Below are 15,139 nucleotides of genomic sequence, written 5' to 3'. Positions count from 1 at the left end.
CCGAGGAGACGAACCGCTGTGACCATCACCCCGCCCGCCCTGAGTGTCTTCGAGACCCTGGAGTCGGAGGTGCGCAGCTACTGCCGCGGTTGGCCGGCCGTGTTCGACCGCGCGCAGGGCGCACGCCTGACCGACGAGGACGGCCACTCCTATCTGGACTTCTTCGCCGGTGCAGGGTCGCTGAACTACGGACACAACAACCCGGTGCTGAAACGGGCGCTGCTCGACTATCTGGAGCGCGACGGCATCACCCACGGCCTGGACATGGCGACGACCGCGAAGCGCGCCTTCCTGGAGTCCTTCCAGAACGTGGTGCTGCGTCCGCGTGACCTGCCGTACAAGGTGATGTTCCCGGGCCCGACCGGCACCAACGCCGTGGAGGCCGCGCTCAAGCTGGCCCGCAAGGTGAAGGGGCGCGAGTCGATCGTGTCGTTCACCAACGCCTTCCACGGCATGTCGCTGGGTTCGCTGGCCGTGACGGGCAACGCCTTCAAGCGGGCCGGGGCCGGCATCCCGCTGGTGCACGGCACGCCGATGCCGTTCGACAACTACCTCGACGGCCGCGTCCCGGACTTCCTCTGGTTCGAGCGGCTGCTGGAGGACGAGGGCTCCGGCCTCAACAAGCCGGCCGCCGTGATCGTGGAGACCGTGCAGGGCGAGGGCGGCATCAACGTCGCGCGCGCCGAGTGGCTGCGGGCGCTGGCGGCGCTGTGCGAGCGGCAGGACATGCTGCTGATCGTCGACGACATCCAGATGGGCTGTGGCCGCACCGGTGCCTTCTTCTCCTTCGAGGAGGCCGGCATCACCCCCGACATCGTCACCCTGTCGAAGTCCATCAGCGGCTACGGGCTGCCCATGTCTCTGTGCCTGTTCAAGCCGGAGCTCGACGTGTGGGGGCCGGGCGAGCACAACGGCACCTTCCGCGGCAACAACCCCGCCTTCGTCACCGCGACCGCCGCCCTCGAAACGTACTGGGCCGACGGTCAGATGGAGAAGCAGACCATCACGCGCGGCGAGCAGGTCGAGCAGGCGCTGCTGACGATCTGCGACGAGAACTCCGCCTACGGCGCCCACTACCGGGGCCGCGGCCTGGTCTGGGGGATGGAGTTCGCCGACAAGGGCCGGGCGACCCGGGTCTGCCGGCGGGCGTTCGACCTGGGGCTGCTGCTGGAGACCTCGGGCCCGCAGAGCGAAGTGGTCAAGCTGCTGCCGCCGCTGACCATCACGCCCGACGAGCTGGACGAGGGGCTGCGCACGCTGGCCCGCGCGGTCCGTGAGACCGCCTGAATCCTCAGGTACGAAGGGAAGTTGCACCACCGTGATCGTCCGATCGTTCAAGGACATCGAGAACACCGAGCGCCATGTGAAGGCCGCCTCCGGCACCTGGGAGTCCAAGCGCATCGTGCTCGCCAGGGAGAAAGTCGGCTTCTCGCTCCACGAGACCGTGCTCTACGCGGGCACGGAGACGTCGATGTGGTACGCCAACCACATCGAGGCCGTGCTGTGCGTCGAGGGCGAGGCCGAGCTGACCAACGACGAGACGGGCGAGACGCACTGGATCGAGCCGGGCACCATGTACCTGCTCGACGGCCATGAGCGGCACACCCTGCGGCCCAGGACCGACTTCCGGTGCGTGTGCGTCTTCAATCCCCCCGTCACGGGACGGGAGGACCACGACGAGAACGGCGTCTACCCCCGGCTCACCGAGGAGGGCTGACCGATGACGATGACCACGACCGTCCAGGACCTGTACCCCACCCGCGGCGCGTCCGAGGTGATGACGCCCCGCCGTGACCCGGTCGTCTGGGGGGCGCGGGACGGACTGGAGTCGTACGAGCGCGACGGCTTCCTCGCGGTCGAGGAGCTGATCACCGAGGACGAGGTCGGCGTCTACCGCGCCGAGCTGGAGCGGCTGATCTCCGACCCGGCCGTTCGCGCCGACGAGCGTTCGATCATCGAGCCGAAGTCCCAGGACGTGCGGTCGGTGTTCGAGGTCCACAAGATCAGCGAGGTCTTCGCGAACCTGGTGCGCGACGAGCGGGTCGTGGGCCGGGCCCGCCAGATCCTCGGCTCGGACGTCTACGTCCACCAGTCGCGGATCAACGTGAAGCCGGGCTTCGGCGCGTCGGGCTTCTACTGGCACTCGGACTTCGAGACCTGGCACGCGGAGGACGGGCTGCCGCGGATGCGGACGGTGTCCGTGTCGATCGCGCTGACCGAGAACCTCGACACCAACGGCGGCCTGATGATCATGCCCGGGTCGCACAAGACGTTCCTCGGCTGCGCGGGCGAGACACCGAAGGACAACTACAAGAAGTCGCTGCAGATGCAGGACGCGGGCACGCCGTCGGACGAGGCCCTGACGAGGTTCGCGGACGCGCACGGCATCCGGCTGTTCACCGGCAAGGCCGGATCGGCGACCTGGTTCGACTGCAACGCCATGCACGGCTCGGGCGACAACATCACCCCGTACCCGCGCAGCAACGTCTTCATCGTCTTCAACAGCGTGGAGAACACGGCGGTGGAGCCGTTCGCCGCCCCCGTCCGGCGGCCGGACTTCATCGGGGCGCGGGACTTCACGCCGGTGCGGTGACGCCGTACCGCGCGTAGGACCGCCGCGACCGCGCGAGGCGCGTGAGGCCCGTGAGGCGCGTATTTCGTGCGCGTGAGGGTGAAGGGGCGGGACCGGTCATCGGTCCCGCCCCTCCCCCGTGCGTCCGTCAGGCGCTCAGGGCCGGGTAGTCGGTGTAGCCGCGGTGGTCGCCGCCGTACAGCGTGGACGGGTCCACGGCGTTGTACGGGCCGTTCGCCCGGAGGCGGGCCGGCAGGTCCGGGTTGGCCAGGAACAGCGCGCCGAACGCGAGGAGGTCGGCGGTGCCGTCCTCGACCAGCCCGAGCGCGTCCGCACCCGTCGGCCCCTCGGTCGCCGGGTTGAGCACGAGGGCGCCCGGGAAGCTCTTGCGCAGCTCCAGCGTGAGGTCACGGACGGCCGGGCTCCACTCCGTCACGTGCAGATACGCGATCCCGAGCGGCTCGATGGCCTGGACGAGCGCGGGGTACGCCGCCTCCGCCTCCGGCTGGGGCTCGTCGATGTCGTTGAACGGGTTCCCGGGCGACACCCGCAGCCCCGTGCGTTCCGGGCCGATCGCGGCGGCGACGGCCTTGACCACCTCGACGGCGAAGCGGATGCGGCCCTCGACGGAGCCGCCCCACGCGTCGGTGCGCCGGTTGGTGCCGGGCGCCAGGAACTGGTGGATCAGGTAGCCGTTGGCGCCGTGCAGTTCCACGCCGTCGAAGCCGGCGTCCACGGCGTTGCGGGCGGCGGCCGCGTAGTCGGCGATGGTGGCGCGCACCTCGGCGTCGGTGAGCTCGTGCGGGGTGACGAAGTCCTTGGGGCCCTCGTGGGTGAAGACCTGCCCCTTGGCGGCGACGGCGGAGGGGGCCACGGGGTGCAGGTCGCCGGGGTGGTCGGCCAGCAGGTCCGGGTGGCCGATCCGGCCGGCGTGCATGAGCTGGGCGAAGATCTTGCCGCCCTCGGCGTGCACGGCGTCGGTGACCTCGCGCCAGGCGGCGACCTGCTCGGCGCTGTGCAGGCCTGGCGTGTCCGGGTAGCCCTGGCCGACCGGTGAGGGCTGTACGCCCTCGGTGATGATCAGTCCGGCGGAGGCGCGCTGCGCGTAGTACTCGGCCGTGAGGCCGGTCGGCACCCGGGTGTCGGCGGTGGCCCGGCTGCGGGTCATGGGCGCCATGGCTATGCGGTTGGCGAGCTGCGTACCGGACAGGTCGATGGGGTCGAACGCGGTGGTCATGGGTGCTCCCGGAGCGTTATATGGTCGGCCAAGTATTTCCGCTTCCGCCACTGTAACTCATTACTTGGCCGGCCAAGGTAAAATCGTGGGCAGAGCCCTCCCCGGGCCCCCCGATCGTGAGGAGTTGGTCCCGATGTCCGCCGACCCCGCCTGCGGTGACGCGCTGCCGACCGCGGCGCGCGGCGGCCCCGTCAGCCACACCCTGTCCCGGGTGGCAAGGCTCCACCGGATCGCCGCGGGCAGGCTCCTCAAGGCGGCGGGGTTCTACCCGGGCCAGGAGTTCGTGATGATGTGCCTGTGGGACCGGGGTCCGGTGCGCCAGTCCGAGCTGATCAGAACCGTGGACCTCGACCCGTCGACGGTCACCAAGATGCTCCAGCGCCTGGAGCAGGCCGGGCACGTCCGCCGCTCCCCCGACCCCGCCGACCGGCGCGCGGTGCTCGTCGAGGCCACCGACGCCGGGTGCGCGCTGCTCACCGAGGTGACCGCCGCCTGGTGCGACCTGGAGCGGCTCACCCTCGCCGGGCTCGACGCGGGCGAACGCGCCGAGCTGGCACGGCTGCTGGGCAAGGTCGAGGCGAACCTGTGCAAGGAGGCGGCGGAGTGCGCCGTCGCTCAGGACGACAGGACGTCCAGCGCCCGGTCGACGTCGGCGGCCGAGTTGTAGAGGTGGAAGGAGACCCGGAGGTTTCCGGCGCGGGCGGAGACGATGACGCCGGCGCGGGCCAGCTCCGGCCGGAGTCCGCCCAGGCCCGGCACGGCGACGACGACCGACCCGTCGGCCCGGACCGGTTCGTGTCCGAGTTCGGCCAGCCCGGACCGGAAGCGCTCGGCGAGGGCCGTGCCGTGGGCGCGGACGGCGTCGACGCCGATCTCCTCCAGCAGGGCGAGTGACTGCTCGGCACCGTAGTACGCGAGGAACGACGGGGGCTCGTCGTAGCGCCGCGCCGTCGGGGCGAACCGCTCGACGGGGCCGTAGGTGCTGTCGAACGGGGACTCGGCCGCGACCCAGCCGGCGTGGGCCGGCACCAGGGACTCCTGGGCCTCCTCGCCGACCGTGAGGAACGACGCGCCCCGCGGGCACATCAGGTACTTGTAGCCACCGGCGACGGTGTAGTCCCAGGCGGAGGCGTCCAGCGGCAGCCAGCCGGCCGACTGGGAGACGTCCAGCAGCGTACGGGCACCGTGCGCGGCCGCAGCCTCGCGCACCGCGGGCAGGTCCGCCACCCTGCCGTCCGCGGACTGCACGGCCGAGAACGCGACGAGCGCCGTCTGAGGCCGTACGGCGTCGGCCAGCTCCTCCAGCGGCACGAACCGCGTCTTGAGGTCACCGCGCACCGTGAACGGCGTGATCACCGAGCTGAAGTCGCCCTCCGCGAACAGCACCTCGGCACCGGGCGCCAGCGACCCGGCGATCAGCGCGACGTGCACCGTGACCGCCCCGCCGAGCGCCACCCGGTCCGGACGCACCCCGACGAGCCGCGCGAAGCGCTCCCGTACGGCGTCCACCACCTCGAAATCACCGGCCCCATCCGGGCGCCCGGCGGCGTTCTGCTCGGCGAGCGCCGTGATGGCGTCGACGGTCCGGCGGGGCAGCAGCCCACAGGTGGAGGTGTTGAGATACGTCTGCGCGGGCGCGAACTCGGCGCCTCCGAGGGGATTCTCCATGCCCCCCACCTTGGGCTCTGCCCCAACTCGCCGTCAATCGCGTACTTCTGGCTGCGGTGTCCCGGCCTCGCTCATAGGCCGGCCGGCCCCCGGGACCCGGGATCGGCCGCGACGAGTCGTCCGCCAACGGTCACGGGGGGGGCGTTCGTCGGGGAGCCGGCGCGTGCGGGTGCGCGTTCCGCCGGACCGTCGGCGGCGGCGCCGTCGGCGTCCGGGATGGGGCCGCGGTGGTACGTAACCCGGACCTCGCCGTGGAGGGCGGTGACGGCGCCGCCCGGCCGGTTGCGCGGCGCGGGCGCGGGCGTGGCGGGTGGACCGCCGCCGCCCCGCCGTTTGTCTCCGGCGGGGCGGTACGGGGTCGGGGCCGGGATCGGGGCGCCGGTCTCGGGGTCAGTGTTCCGGGCGGCCGTCCACGCGGCGCGGAAGGCCGAGCGGGTTGTCGTCGCGCAGCTCCGGCGGCAGCAGCGCCTCGGGGGTCGACTGGTACGTGACGGGGCGCAGCCAGCGTTCGATGGCGGTGCCGCCGACCGAGGTGGAGGTGGAGGTGGTGGCCGGGTAGGGGCCGCCGTGGTGCTGGGCGGGGGCGACGGCGACGCCGGTGGGCCAGCCGTTGACCAGGACGCGGCCGGCGAGCGGGGTGAGCTCGGCGAGGATGGCGGCACCGTCACCCTTGCCCTCGGCCTCGTCCGAGGAGAGGTGGACGGTCGCCGACAGGTTGCCCGGGAGCCGGGAGAGGACGGCCTTGACCTCGGCGTCGTCCTCGTACCGCGCGACGACGGTGACGGGGCCGAAGCACTCCTCCAGGAGCACGTCGTGCTCGCCCTCGGCGGCGAGGCGGGCCGCCGGTACGGTCAGGAAGCCCGCGCTGACGGTGTGCTCGTCGCCGGCGCCCGGGGCGACGGGGGCGTCCACGTCGGGCAGGGCGGCGCGCTCGGCGACGCCCGCGACGAAGTTGTCGCGCATCCGGTGGTCCAGGAGCACGCCCTCGCCGGTGGTGGCGACGGCGTCGGCCAGGGACTTGACGAGCTGGTCGCCCGCCTCGCCGGTGGGCGCCAGCACCAGGCCGGGCTTGACGCAGAACTGGCCGTGCCCCAGCGTCATCGCCCCGGCGAGCCCCGTGCCGATCTGCTCGGCCCGCTCGGCGGCGGCCGACTCGGTCACCACGACCGGGTTGAGGGAGCCGAGCTCGCCGTGGAACGGGATGGGGACCGGGCGGGCGGCGGCGGCGTCGAAGAGCGCCCGTCCACCGCGCACCGAGCCGGTGAATCCGGCCGCCGTGATCAGCGGGTGCTTCACCAGCTCGACGCCCGCCTCGAAGCCGTGCACCAGGCCGACGACGGCCTCGGGGATGCCGTGTTCGACGGCCGCCCGGCGCAGGCACTCGGCGGCCAGCTCGGAGGTGGCCGGGTGGTCGGGGTGGGCCTTGACGACGACGGGGCAGCCGGCGGCGAGCGCGCTCGCGGTGTCGCCGCCCGCCACGGAGAAGGCGAACGGGAAGTTGGAGGCGGAGTAGACGGCGACGACGCCGAGCGGCACCTTGTAACGGCGCAGGTCCGGCACGGGCGGGGTGGCCGTGTCGTCGGGGTGGTTGATGATCACGTCGAGGAAGGCGCCCTCGTCGACGATGTCCGCGAAGGCGCGCAACTGGTAGCAGGTGCGCGCCAGTTCCCCGGGGAGGCGGGGGGAACCGAGCGCCGTCTCGGCGTCCGCCGTCTCGATGAGCCGCTCCTTGGCGGCGTCGAGCCGGTCGGCGGCGGTGCGCAGGAAGGCGGCGCGCACGGCGCGGTCGGCGAGGGAGCCCCGGGCGGAGTGAGCGGCGCGTACGGCGCTGTCGACGTCCTCGGCTGTGGCTTCCACCGCGACCTGCTCCCGCCGCTTTCCGGTTCGAGGGTCGACACTCCAGACTTGTGCTGCTGACACCGCGGACGTCCTTTCAGACTTTCGACTCGGTCTTGCCCGTCCAGGGTTGTTCGGTATTCTGAACAACGTTCCTGATGATGAATATCCTGGACTCTATTAACGGGCGTACCGTCATAACAAGAGGGGCGAGAGCGAATGCCAGCAGCCGAAACCGGCGGATCACAGGTCAAATCCGCGGTACGCACGGTGGAACTGCTCGAGTACTTCGCGGGCAGCCCCGGCATGCACTCCCTGGCCGCCGTCCAGGAAGCCGTCGGCTACCCGAAGTCCAGCCTCTACATGCTGCTGCGCACGCTGGTGGAGCTCGGCTGGGTGGAGACGGACGCGACCGGGACGCGGTACGGCATCGGCGTCCGCGCCCTGCTGGTCGGCACCTCGTACATCGACGGTGACGAGGTGGTGGCCGCGGCCCGGCCCACCCTGGACCGGCTCTCCGACGACACCACGGAGACCATCCACCTCGCCCGGCTCGACGGCACCAACGTCGTCTACCTCGCCACCCGCCAGTCGCAGCACTACCTGCGGCCGTTCACCCGGGTCGGCCGGCGCCTCCCCGCCCACTCCACCTCACTGGGCAAGGCGCTGCTCGCCACCCACAGCGACGAGCAGGTCCGCAAGATGCTTCCGGAGTCCCTGCCCGCCCTGACCGAGCACACCCTCACGGACCGCGAGAAGCTCATCGAGGAGCTGCACGTCATCCGCGAGCAGGGGTACGCCGTGGACCGCGAGGAGAACACGCTGGGCCTGCGCTGCTTCGGCATCGCCATCCCCTACCGCACACCGGCGCGCGACGCGATCAGCTGCTCGGTGCCGGTGGCCCGGCTCACCCCGGCGCACGAGCAGATGATCAAGGACGCGCTGTTCGACGCCCGCGACCGGCTGACGCTCGCCACCCGCAGGCTGTGACCGGCCCCGTGGCGGACGTCGTGCTCCGCGAGGTCCGACGGCCGGACCCCGTCCTGGAGAAGTGCGGCTTCACGGTCGTCGGCCACGACCGGGGCTTCGCGGGGGCGCCCGGCGAGGAGACGGACGAGGTGGTCCTGCCGCCGCGCGGGTGAGGCGCTTCTCCGCCGCGCGGCGGAGGCGGTTCACCAGCGGGCAGGAGGCACGGACGGCGGCGCGGACGGGAGCGTAGGAGCATGACACCGATACCAGCGCCTACGCCGACGCCTCCGGCACCTCCGGCACCTCCGGCACCAACACCGTCCCCGGGCCCCACCGCCGTATCGGGAACGCGGCGGGTGCTGCGCGCTCTCGCCGTCACCGCCTGCGTCCCGTACCTGGCGCTCAAGGTCGCCTGGGTGGCCGGCAGCCGTATCGGCGTCCCGGACGGGAGCGGGCTGCTGGACCACCGGCTCATGATGGCCGTCGTCAACGGCGTCTCCGTCCTGATGGACTCGTGTGTCGTCGTGCTGGCGCTGCTCCTCACCCAGCGCTGGGGGCGGCGGGTACGGGCCTGGCTGCTCGCCGTCCCGATGTGGGTGGCGACCGGACTGCTCGCGCCGATCATGGCCGGCTTTCCCGTGCAGCTGGTGGCCGGGCTCGTCACGGGCGGCGCGCGGGACTCCGCCCCCCGGGAGCCGTTCCTCCACGAGTGGGTCTTCGGTGTCGTCTACGGCGGTTTCATCGTGCAGGGGGTCGCGCTGGGCGGGCTCTTCGCGCTCTACGCGCGGGACCGCTGGGGGTACGTGTGGCGGGGGCGGCCCGGGCTGTCGGGGACGTGGGTGCGGGCGGTCGCCGTGGGTGCGTCGGCGCTGCTGCTGGTGGCGTGCGCGGTGCATCTGACGGGTGCGTTCGGCGTGACGCCGGGGCCGTCCGCGGAGCCGAGCGTGGAGCCGTCGGCCGACTTCCGGGTTCTGGAGGGGGTGCGGGCGCTCTTCGCGGTCACGGCCGTGGCCGGCGCCCTGGCGCTGGTGTTCGGGGCGGGCCGGTCGCTGCCGGTGAGGGTTCCGCTGGGGCTCGCATGGGTCGGGTCGGGCGCGGTCGGCTGCTGGGGCGGGTATCTGACCTTGGTCGGGCTGCTTCCCCAGGGCGGTTCCGCCGACGGGCCGACCGGGCTGATGACCCTGACCTACGCCGGCGAGATGATCTCCGGGCTGCTGCTGGCGGCGTGCGTGGCCGTCTTCCTGCGGCGGCGCGCCGCGGACACCGCCGGCCCGGTGGATACGGCGGGCGGGGCGGACAGGACGGACCGGGCGGGCACGGCCTCGGCCGGCTCGGCGGTCCCGGCGAACACCGCGGTCACCGCCGGCCCGGCGAACACGACGGTCCCGGCGCATACGGCGGATACGGCGGTCCCGGCGTGAGACGGCTCGGCACGGGGCTGCTGGGCCGCCGCGCCCGCCTGCGGTGGGTCCATCTCATCCTGGGCGGCGCGCTGCTGATGCCGTACTGGCTCGTCGGCACGCTGGTCGTCGCGCCCTTCACGGACGCCGCCGGCTTGTTCTCGGGCTCCGTGGCCGTGCAGTTCGGGGCGTACGCGGTCGCGCTGCCGCTCGCCGCCGTCTCGGCGCTCCTCCCCCTGGCCCGCCCGATGTCGGTGGCGGCGGCCCGGACCCTGTGCGGGGTGGCGCCCGAGCGGTTCGCGGAGGCGCCGGCGCGGTCCTGGGCGGCGAGGGTGCGGACCGCCGGCTGGTTCACGCTGCACGTGGGGGTGGGCGGGCTGGTCAGCGGGGCGTCGCTGGCGCTGCCGCCGTTCGCGGTGACGGTGATGGCGCTGCCGTTCTCGGCCGGACTGCGCGAGTCGGCGGTGGGCGCGTCCTACGCGCTGGACCATGACTGGCTGGTGTACGGCGGGGTGCCGGCCGGGCTGCTGATGCTGCTCGCCCTCGCGGGGGCCTGTGCCGGGGCCGGGGAGCTGCTGGCCCGGGTGGCGCCGCGGCTGCTGGGGTCGACGCCCGCGGACCGGCTCGCGGCGGCGGAGCGGCGCGCAGCCGAGCTGGCCGTGCGCAACCGGCTCGCCCGGGAGCTGCACGACTCGGTGGGGCACGCGCTGAGCGCCGTCACATTGCAGGCGGGCGCGGCGCGCAAGGTGCTGGACAGTGACGTGGAGTTCGTACGGGAGGCGCTGGCCGCGATCGAGGAGACCACGCGTCGTACGGTCGGTGAACTCGACGCCGTGCTCGGGCTGTTGCGGCAGGGTGCGGACGACGGGGAGCTGCCGGGTCCGGGGCTGGAGGCGCTGGAGGGGCTGCTGTCCGCGACGGGTGTGCCGGTGGCGCTGACCGTGGCGGGCGGGGAGGTCGCCGGCGTACCGGGGCCGGTGTCCCGTGAGGCATACCGGATCGTCCAGGAGGGGTTGACCAACGCGGCGCGGCACGCGGGCGGAGCGACCCCCGTGTCGTTGCGGATCGTGCGGTACGAGGAGGAGTTGGAGATCGTGATGGAGAATCCGCTGTCCGGCGACGGGGACGGCGGCGGCGCCCGCGTCCGGGTGGTGCGCCCGGGCGGTGGGCGGGGCCTGCGCGGCATCGGTGAGCGGGCCCGGCTGCTGGGTGGGCACGCCGTGGCCCGCCCGGTGCCCGGGGACGGGGTGTGGCGGCTGACCGCGCGCCTGCCGTTGACGGGCGGTGGCCGGTGATCCGGATCGTGCTGGCCGACGACGAGCGGATGGTGCGTACGGCGCTGCGCGTCATCCTGGACGCCGAGCCGGACCTGGAGGTGGTCGGCGAGGCGTCCACGGGCGCCGAGGCGGTGTCGGTGGTGCGTGAGCTGCGGCCCGATGTGGTGTTGATGGATGTGCGGATGCCCGGGATCGACGGCATCCGGGCCACCGAGCGGGTGGTCGCGTCGATGCCCGGGGGCCCTCGGATCGTGGTGGTGACGACCTTCGAGAACGACGCGTATGTGTACGAGGCCCTGCGCGCCGGGGCGGCCGGGTTCCTGTTGAAGCGGGCGGCGGCGGAGGACCTGGTCGGCGCGGTGCGGCTGGTGGCGCGGAGCGACTCGCTGCTGTTCCCCGCGGCGCTGCGCGGCCTGGCGGCGGAGTACGGCCGGCGCGCGCCGGTCGCCGCCCCGCCGTGGGTGGCGCGGCTGACCGAGCGGGAGGCGGAGGTGTTGCGGCTGATGGCCACGGGGCTGACGAACGCGGAGATCGCGGAGCGGCTGCACGTCGGCCCGGCGACGGCGAAGACGCATGTGGCGGCGGTGCTGGCGAAGACGGGGGCCCGGGACCGTACCCAGGCGGTGATCGTCGCGTACGAGTCGGGCTTCATCACTCCCGGATGAGGATTCCCGGTCGCCGTCGCGGTCCTGATCGAGGACTCGGACGCGGCGCGCGCCGAGGTGAGCGGCAACGGGCCGGCGGCGCCGGTGGCGCGGAAGATGATGGCCGCGGCGCTGACGTGACCCCCGGTGGCGGGGCGTTGCCGGTCGCACGGTATGCAGGGTGACCGTACCCCTGTGCGTATGGAGGCTCACCGTGCGGCCGTTGCCCCGCCCCCGTTCCCTGTCCGGCTGGACCATGGCGGGCTTCGGCCTGTGCGCCGCCGTCCTCGGCGCCCTGGGGCTGGCCGCCCCGGACGCCCTGCTGACCCTCATGGGCTTCGCACCCATACCGGCCGCCCGGCGCGCGGAGGGCGACCACACGCTGGTGTTTCTGACCGCCTCGTCGATGGCGGCGCTCAACATGGGCGTCTACTACGTCCTGGCGGCCCTCGCCGACTGGACCCCTTTCTTCCGCTGGACGGTCCCGTTCCGTCTGCTCACCTGCGCGGTGTTCGTCCTCGCGGTGGTCACCGGCCGGGCTCCGGCCGGGTTCCTCGGTGTCGGCCTGTGGGAGGGTCTGGGAGCGCTGGTGACGGGGGCCGCGCTCCGGCACGAGCGCCGGGCCCGGCAGAATGCGGCGGGATGACGCACCGGTTCGCCCTGCTCGGCGGGGACGACGACGACAAGGTGTGGCAGGAGCTGTGGGACGGCCTCCGCCACCGGGGCTCCGTGCGGACCTTCGAGGGCGTGGCCGGGGGGAGTACGGGATCGGCTGCCCGGTCTGCCGGTCGGAACTGTTCGTCGCGTTCCACGAGGAGGAGGCGTTCGCGTCGGCCGGCGACCACGTCACGGCCGACCCGCCCCGAGCGCCGCTGCTTCCCGCCGACCCCGAGCGCCTCGACGGGATCGCGCCCCGCCTGTCCGGCATGGCCCGCGCCGCCGGGCGGGACGGCCCGGCGCGCGGGCTGACGTACCTCTTCGGCGAGGCGACCTGCCCCGACTGCGGGACGGTGTTCCCGGTCTCCGCACGGGTCGCCGAGCGGCCATACTGACCCGGCCGGTGGACGCCGGTCGCCGAACAGCCGTGTAACACCTGTGATCAAGGGTCGCGGCATGAGCGATTCCGGTGCTTCGATGGAGCTTTGCTGAAGCCCTGGAGGTCACGCGATGGTGGCGAGTGGACGTTCGGGCCCGCCGACGCTGGAGGAGGTGGCCGCGCTCGCCGGTGTGGGGCGGGGCACGGTGTCGCGTGTCGTCAACAACGCGCCGGGGGTCAAGGAGGCGACACGGCTGCTCGTCCAGCAGGCCATCGCGCAGCTCGGCTACGTCCCGAACCGCGCCGCCCGGGCGCTGGCGGGCAGCCGCAGTGACGCGGTGGCGCTGGTGATCCCGGAGAGCGCGCGGCGGTTCTTCACCGAGCCGTTCTTCTCCGACATCGTCCACGGTGTCACGGCCGGACTGGCCGACACCGACATGCAGTTGCTGCTGACGCTGGTGCGCGGCGACAAGGAGCGGCAGCGTTTCGTCCAGTACGCGCGGGCGGGCCGGGTGGACGGGGTGCTGCTGGTGTCGGTGCACGACAGCGAGCCGCTGCCGGACATGCTGGCGGAGCTGGAGGTGCCGACGGTGCTCAGTGGGCGCCGCCGCAGTGACGAATCGGTGTCGTACGTCGACTCCGACAACGTCGGCGGGGCGCGGGCGGCCGTCCGCCACCTCGCGGAGACCGGTCGGCGCGCGATCGCCACGATCGCCGGGCCGCTCGACATGTACGGGGCGCAGTGCCGGCTGCGCGGCTACCAGGAGGCGATGCGGGAGGCGTTCGGGGAGGTGGACCCGGCGTATACGGCGCAGGGCGACTTCACCGAGGAGAGCGGGCGCCGGGCGACGGAGGAGCTGCTGGAGCGCCATCCCGGGCTGGACGCCGTCTTCGCCGCGTCGGACGTGATGGCGGCGGGCGCGCTGCAGGTCCTGCGGGCGGCGGGGCGGCGGGTGCCGGAGGACGTGGCGGTCGTGGGGTTCGACGACTCGCCGATCGCCCAGCACACCGACCCCCCGTTGACGACGGTGCGTCAGCCGGTGGAGGAGATGGGACGGGCCATGGCGCGGGTCCTGCTGGAGAGCATCGACGACCGGAACAAGGCTGCCGCCTGGCGGCACGTCATCCTGCGGACGGAACTGGTGAAGCGGGCGTCGACGTGACGCTCCCGCACGCTCCGCGGCGACGGAGGACGGCGATGGCCGAGTCGGGACCCCGGGTGTACGGGGCGAGCTGATCGCCCGTCATCGCGACCCGCCACCTCTCCCCCTCGTGAACCATGCGCAGGGTCCCGGACGTACCGCCACCCCGCCAGTGCACGTCGACGGTGCGGCTGTCCACGGCGACGGTGCGCACCGCGTGGAGGGGCACGGCGAGCAGCGGGTGGCAGGTCCGGTGCACGCGCACGTAGGTGGCGCGCGGTACGCGCTGCCGGGCGCCGTGGCTCCAGTCGGCCCAGGCACCCGGCCAGTCGCCGCCGGAGAGCAGGCCGAGGTGGGTCTGCGCGGCGGTCCGCGCGGACCTGGCCGCCGAGGCGTCGGGGCGGGTGGCGCCGGACGGCGAGCCGGTGACGTCCTGGGCGCGGCTGAGGAGCGCCACGGCGACGAGTGCGACGGCGACCGCGGCGAGCCGGGGCAGGCGCGCGGATCGGTCCATGGGTTGCCTTCCGCTGGGGCGGCGGGACGTGACCGGGCTCGGCGTGCCCGGTCACGCTCCCTGCGGGGTGATCAGTTGGCGTAACGCGTGGTGCCGTACTTCTTCACCAGGTCGGTGTTGGAGGAGACGGTGAGGTCCGCGGTGAAGCGGATGGAGTCCCGGGTGGTCTCCAGGCCGACGGCGCCCTGGTTGGGGCCGCCGAGCTTGTAGACCCAGGTGTGGCCGGGGTCGATGCCGCGCTGGGGCAGCGACACATCGTGGAAGCCCAGGCGCGCGATGTAGAAGGAGGTGCCGTCGCCCCGCTTGACCTCGACGAAGTCCTGCTGGGGGTGTCCGAAGGCCTGGGAGGCGCCGTAGTGGTGCTGATCGGAGCCGGAGGGGGCGCGGAAGATCAGCACGCCGCAGTCGAGGTGGATGGGCCGGCTGGACCGGTTGGTGAAGACCAGTTCGCGCAGGCCGTACCCGGAGGTGCTGTCGGCGCGCACGCTGACGGTCAGCGGCACGTTGGAGGTGAAGGAGGTGGTGAGCGGCTCGTCAAGGACGGGGTTGCGGCCGGACAGCGGGTAGCTGGGGCTGGTGTGGCAGCGTTCCAGCGGGGTGGTGTACTGCGAGGCTCCCCCGGTCGGGAGCTGCTGGGTGAAGGTCTCGGGGCCGCCGCTGACGGCGGTGGTCTGGCCGGCGGCGGCGGTGGCGGGGCGGGAGACGCCCAACTGGACCGCGACGGCGGCGAGTACGAGGGCGAGTGCGGCGAACGCTGCCAGCCCTAAGTGGAAGGCGGGTCTGCGCATGGGGTCCTCCTGGACATGGGGGAGGGCGGCGCGACGGAAGGGATCGGCGGGTCCGC

17 protein-coding genes are annotated in these 15,139 nt (G+C 73.3%); 12 read left to right on the top strand and 5 right to left on the bottom strand.

Translation table 11 applies throughout. The features are described 5' to 3' along the window. The first annotated feature begins 18 nt into the window (after positions 1-18). From ectB to thpD, 3 genes are read left to right on the top strand one after another with little or no spacing between them, the layout of a single operon-like run. Entirely contained in the window at positions 19-1,287 is a 1,269-nt protein-coding gene (ectB, locus tag ABZZ38_RS04700; RefSeq protein WP_356735719.1) for a diaminobutyrate--2-oxoglutarate transaminase, read from the top strand. A 31-nt stretch (positions 1,288-1,318) separates the two neighbouring features. Continuing rightward, positions 1,319-1,717 (top strand): ectoine synthase, encoded by a 399-nt coding sequence (locus ABZZ38_RS04695; RefSeq protein ID WP_356735717.1) that lies wholly within the window; start codon positions 1,319-1,321, stop codon positions 1,715-1,717. A gap of 3 nt (positions 1,718-1,720) precedes the next feature. Further along, positions 1,721-2,593, top strand: a complete 873-nt coding sequence (gene thpD / locus ABZZ38_RS04690) for an ectoine hydroxylase (protein WP_356735715.1) — start codon at positions 1,721-1,723, stop codon at positions 2,591-2,593. Positions 2,594-2,720: 127 nt separating this feature from the next. Here the strand turns inward: thpD and ABZZ38_RS04685 are convergent, their stop codons facing one another. Beyond that, complete coding sequence (locus tag ABZZ38_RS04685) at positions 2,721-3,809, bottom strand: alkene reductase (protein ID WP_356735713.1); 1,089 nt, start codon at positions 3,807-3,809, stop codon at positions 2,721-2,723. 133 nt (positions 3,810-3,942) lie between these two features. Between ABZZ38_RS04685 and ABZZ38_RS04680 the strand changes: the two genes are divergently transcribed. Continuing rightward, entirely contained in the window at positions 3,943-4,476 is a 534-nt protein-coding gene (locus ABZZ38_RS04680) for a MarR family winged helix-turn-helix transcriptional regulator (RefSeq protein ID WP_356735711.1), read from the top strand. On the opposite strand, the gene ABZZ38_RS04675 is transcribed toward ABZZ38_RS04680, so the two are convergent. Both ABZZ38_RS04675 and ABZZ38_RS04670 read right to left on the bottom strand, forming a co-directional pair. After that, entirely contained in the window at positions 4,425-5,477 is a 1,053-nt protein-coding gene (locus tag ABZZ38_RS04675; RefSeq protein ID WP_356735709.1) for an aminotransferase class V-fold PLP-dependent enzyme, read from the bottom strand. The genes ABZZ38_RS04680 and ABZZ38_RS04675 overlap by 52 nt on opposite strands. Before the next feature lie 390 nt (positions 5,478-5,867). After that, the gene (locus ABZZ38_RS04670; protein ID WP_356735707.1) at positions 5,868-7,397 is read right to left on the bottom strand and encodes an aldehyde dehydrogenase (NADP(+)); all 1,530 of its coding nucleotides are present in this window, start codon (positions 7,395-7,397) and stop codon (positions 5,868-5,870) included. Between the two features lie 135 nt (positions 7,398-7,532). Between ABZZ38_RS04670 and ABZZ38_RS04665 the strand changes: the two genes are divergently transcribed. The 8 genes from ABZZ38_RS04665 to ABZZ38_RS04630 all read left to right on the top strand — a co-directional run bounded on the left by ABZZ38_RS04665 (position 7,533) and on the right by ABZZ38_RS04630 (position 13,802). Next, positions 7,533-8,303, top strand: a complete 771-nt coding sequence (locus ABZZ38_RS04665) for an IclR family transcriptional regulator (protein ID WP_356735705.1) — start codon at positions 7,533-7,535, stop codon at positions 8,301-8,303. Next, on the top strand, positions 8,300-8,455 hold the full coding sequence (locus tag ABZZ38_RS04660; protein WP_356735703.1) for a hypothetical protein: 156 nt from the start codon (positions 8,300-8,302) through the stop codon (positions 8,453-8,455). The genes ABZZ38_RS04665 and ABZZ38_RS04660 overlap by 4 nt, the downstream gene beginning before the upstream one ends. Before the next feature lie 183 nt (positions 8,456-8,638). Continuing rightward, positions 8,639-9,703 (top strand): hypothetical protein, encoded by a 1,065-nt coding sequence (locus ABZZ38_RS04655; RefSeq protein WP_356735701.1) that lies wholly within the window; start codon positions 8,639-8,641, stop codon positions 9,701-9,703. Continuing rightward, positions 9,700-10,977, top strand: a complete 1,278-nt coding sequence (locus ABZZ38_RS04650; RefSeq protein ID WP_356735699.1) for a histidine kinase — start codon at positions 9,700-9,702, stop codon at positions 10,975-10,977. The genes ABZZ38_RS04655 and ABZZ38_RS04650 overlap by 4 nt, the downstream gene beginning before the upstream one ends. After that, complete coding sequence (locus tag ABZZ38_RS04645) at positions 10,977-11,624, top strand: response regulator transcription factor (RefSeq protein WP_356735871.1); 648 nt, start codon at positions 10,977-10,979, stop codon at positions 11,622-11,624. The genes ABZZ38_RS04650 and ABZZ38_RS04645 overlap by 1 nt, the downstream gene beginning before the upstream one ends. Positions 11,625-11,817: 193 nt before the next feature. Further along, positions 11,818-12,249, top strand: coding sequence for a hypothetical protein (locus tag ABZZ38_RS04640; RefSeq protein ID WP_356735869.1), 432 nt, complete (start codon positions 11,818-11,820; stop codon positions 12,247-12,249). Positions 12,250-12,304: 55 nt separating this feature from the next. Continuing rightward, on the top strand, positions 12,305-12,655 hold the full coding sequence (locus ABZZ38_RS04635; RefSeq protein ID WP_356735697.1) for a hypothetical protein: 351 nt from the start codon (positions 12,305-12,307) through the stop codon (positions 12,653-12,655). Between the two features lie 115 nt (positions 12,656-12,770). Further along, positions 12,771-13,802 carry a LacI family DNA-binding transcriptional regulator gene (locus tag ABZZ38_RS04630; RefSeq protein ID WP_356735695.1) on the top strand — a complete coding sequence of 344 codons (1,032 nt, stop codon included), beginning with the start codon at positions 12,771-12,773 and terminating at the stop codon, positions 13,800-13,802. On the opposite strand, the gene ABZZ38_RS04625 is transcribed toward ABZZ38_RS04630, so the two are convergent. Next, positions 13,762-14,295, bottom strand: coding sequence for a hypothetical protein (locus tag ABZZ38_RS04625; RefSeq protein ID WP_356735693.1), 534 nt, complete (start codon positions 14,293-14,295; stop codon positions 13,762-13,764). The two genes, ABZZ38_RS04630 and ABZZ38_RS04625, sit on opposite strands and share 41 nt — an antisense overlap. Positions 14,296-14,366: 71 nt before the next feature. Next, positions 14,367-15,083, bottom strand: coding sequence for a hypothetical protein (locus ABZZ38_RS04620; protein ID WP_356735691.1), 717 nt, complete (start codon positions 15,081-15,083; stop codon positions 14,367-14,369). Between the last annotated feature and the right edge of the window lie 56 nt (positions 15,084-15,139).

The organism is Streptomyces sp. NPDC006368, from assembly GCF_040612535.1.
In the GTDB taxonomy this organism is placed as follows: domain Bacteria; phylum Actinomycetota; class Actinomycetes; order Streptomycetales; family Streptomycetaceae; genus Streptomyces.
The sequence above is the reverse complement of the archived record's forward strand: the minus strand, read 5'-3'. Positions and strand labels throughout refer to the sequence as shown.

Excerpts from the sequence above, each read along its gene's own strand:
- thpD (WP_356735715.1), top strand. The coding sequence starts at position 1,721 with ATGACGATGACCACGACCGTCCAGGACCTGTACCCCACCCGCGGCGCG.
- ABZZ38_RS04665 (WP_356735705.1), top strand. The coding sequence starts at position 7,533 with ATGCCAGCAGCCGAAACCGGCGGATCACAGGTCAAATCCGCGGTACGC.
- ABZZ38_RS04625 (WP_356735693.1), bottom strand. The coding sequence starts at position 14,295 with ATGGACCGATCCGCGCGCCTGCCCCGGCTCGCCGCGGTCGCCGTCGCA.
- ABZZ38_RS04680 (WP_356735711.1), top strand. The coding sequence starts at position 3,943 with ATGTCCGCCGACCCCGCCTGCGGTGACGCGCTGCCGACCGCGGCGCGC.
- ABZZ38_RS04620 (WP_356735691.1), bottom strand. The coding sequence starts at position 15,083 with ATGCGCAGACCCGCCTTCCACTTAGGGCTGGCAGCGTTCGCCGCACTC.
- ABZZ38_RS04685 (WP_356735713.1), bottom strand. The coding sequence starts at position 3,809 with ATGACCACCGCGTTCGACCCCATCGACCTGTCCGGTACGCAGCTCGCC.
- ABZZ38_RS04675 (WP_356735709.1), bottom strand. The coding sequence starts at position 5,477 with ATGGAGAATCCCCTCGGAGGCGCCGAGTTCGCGCCCGCGCAGACGTAT.
- ABZZ38_RS04630 (WP_356735695.1), top strand. The coding sequence starts at position 12,771 with ATGGTGGCGAGTGGACGTTCGGGCCCGCCGACGCTGGAGGAGGTGGCC.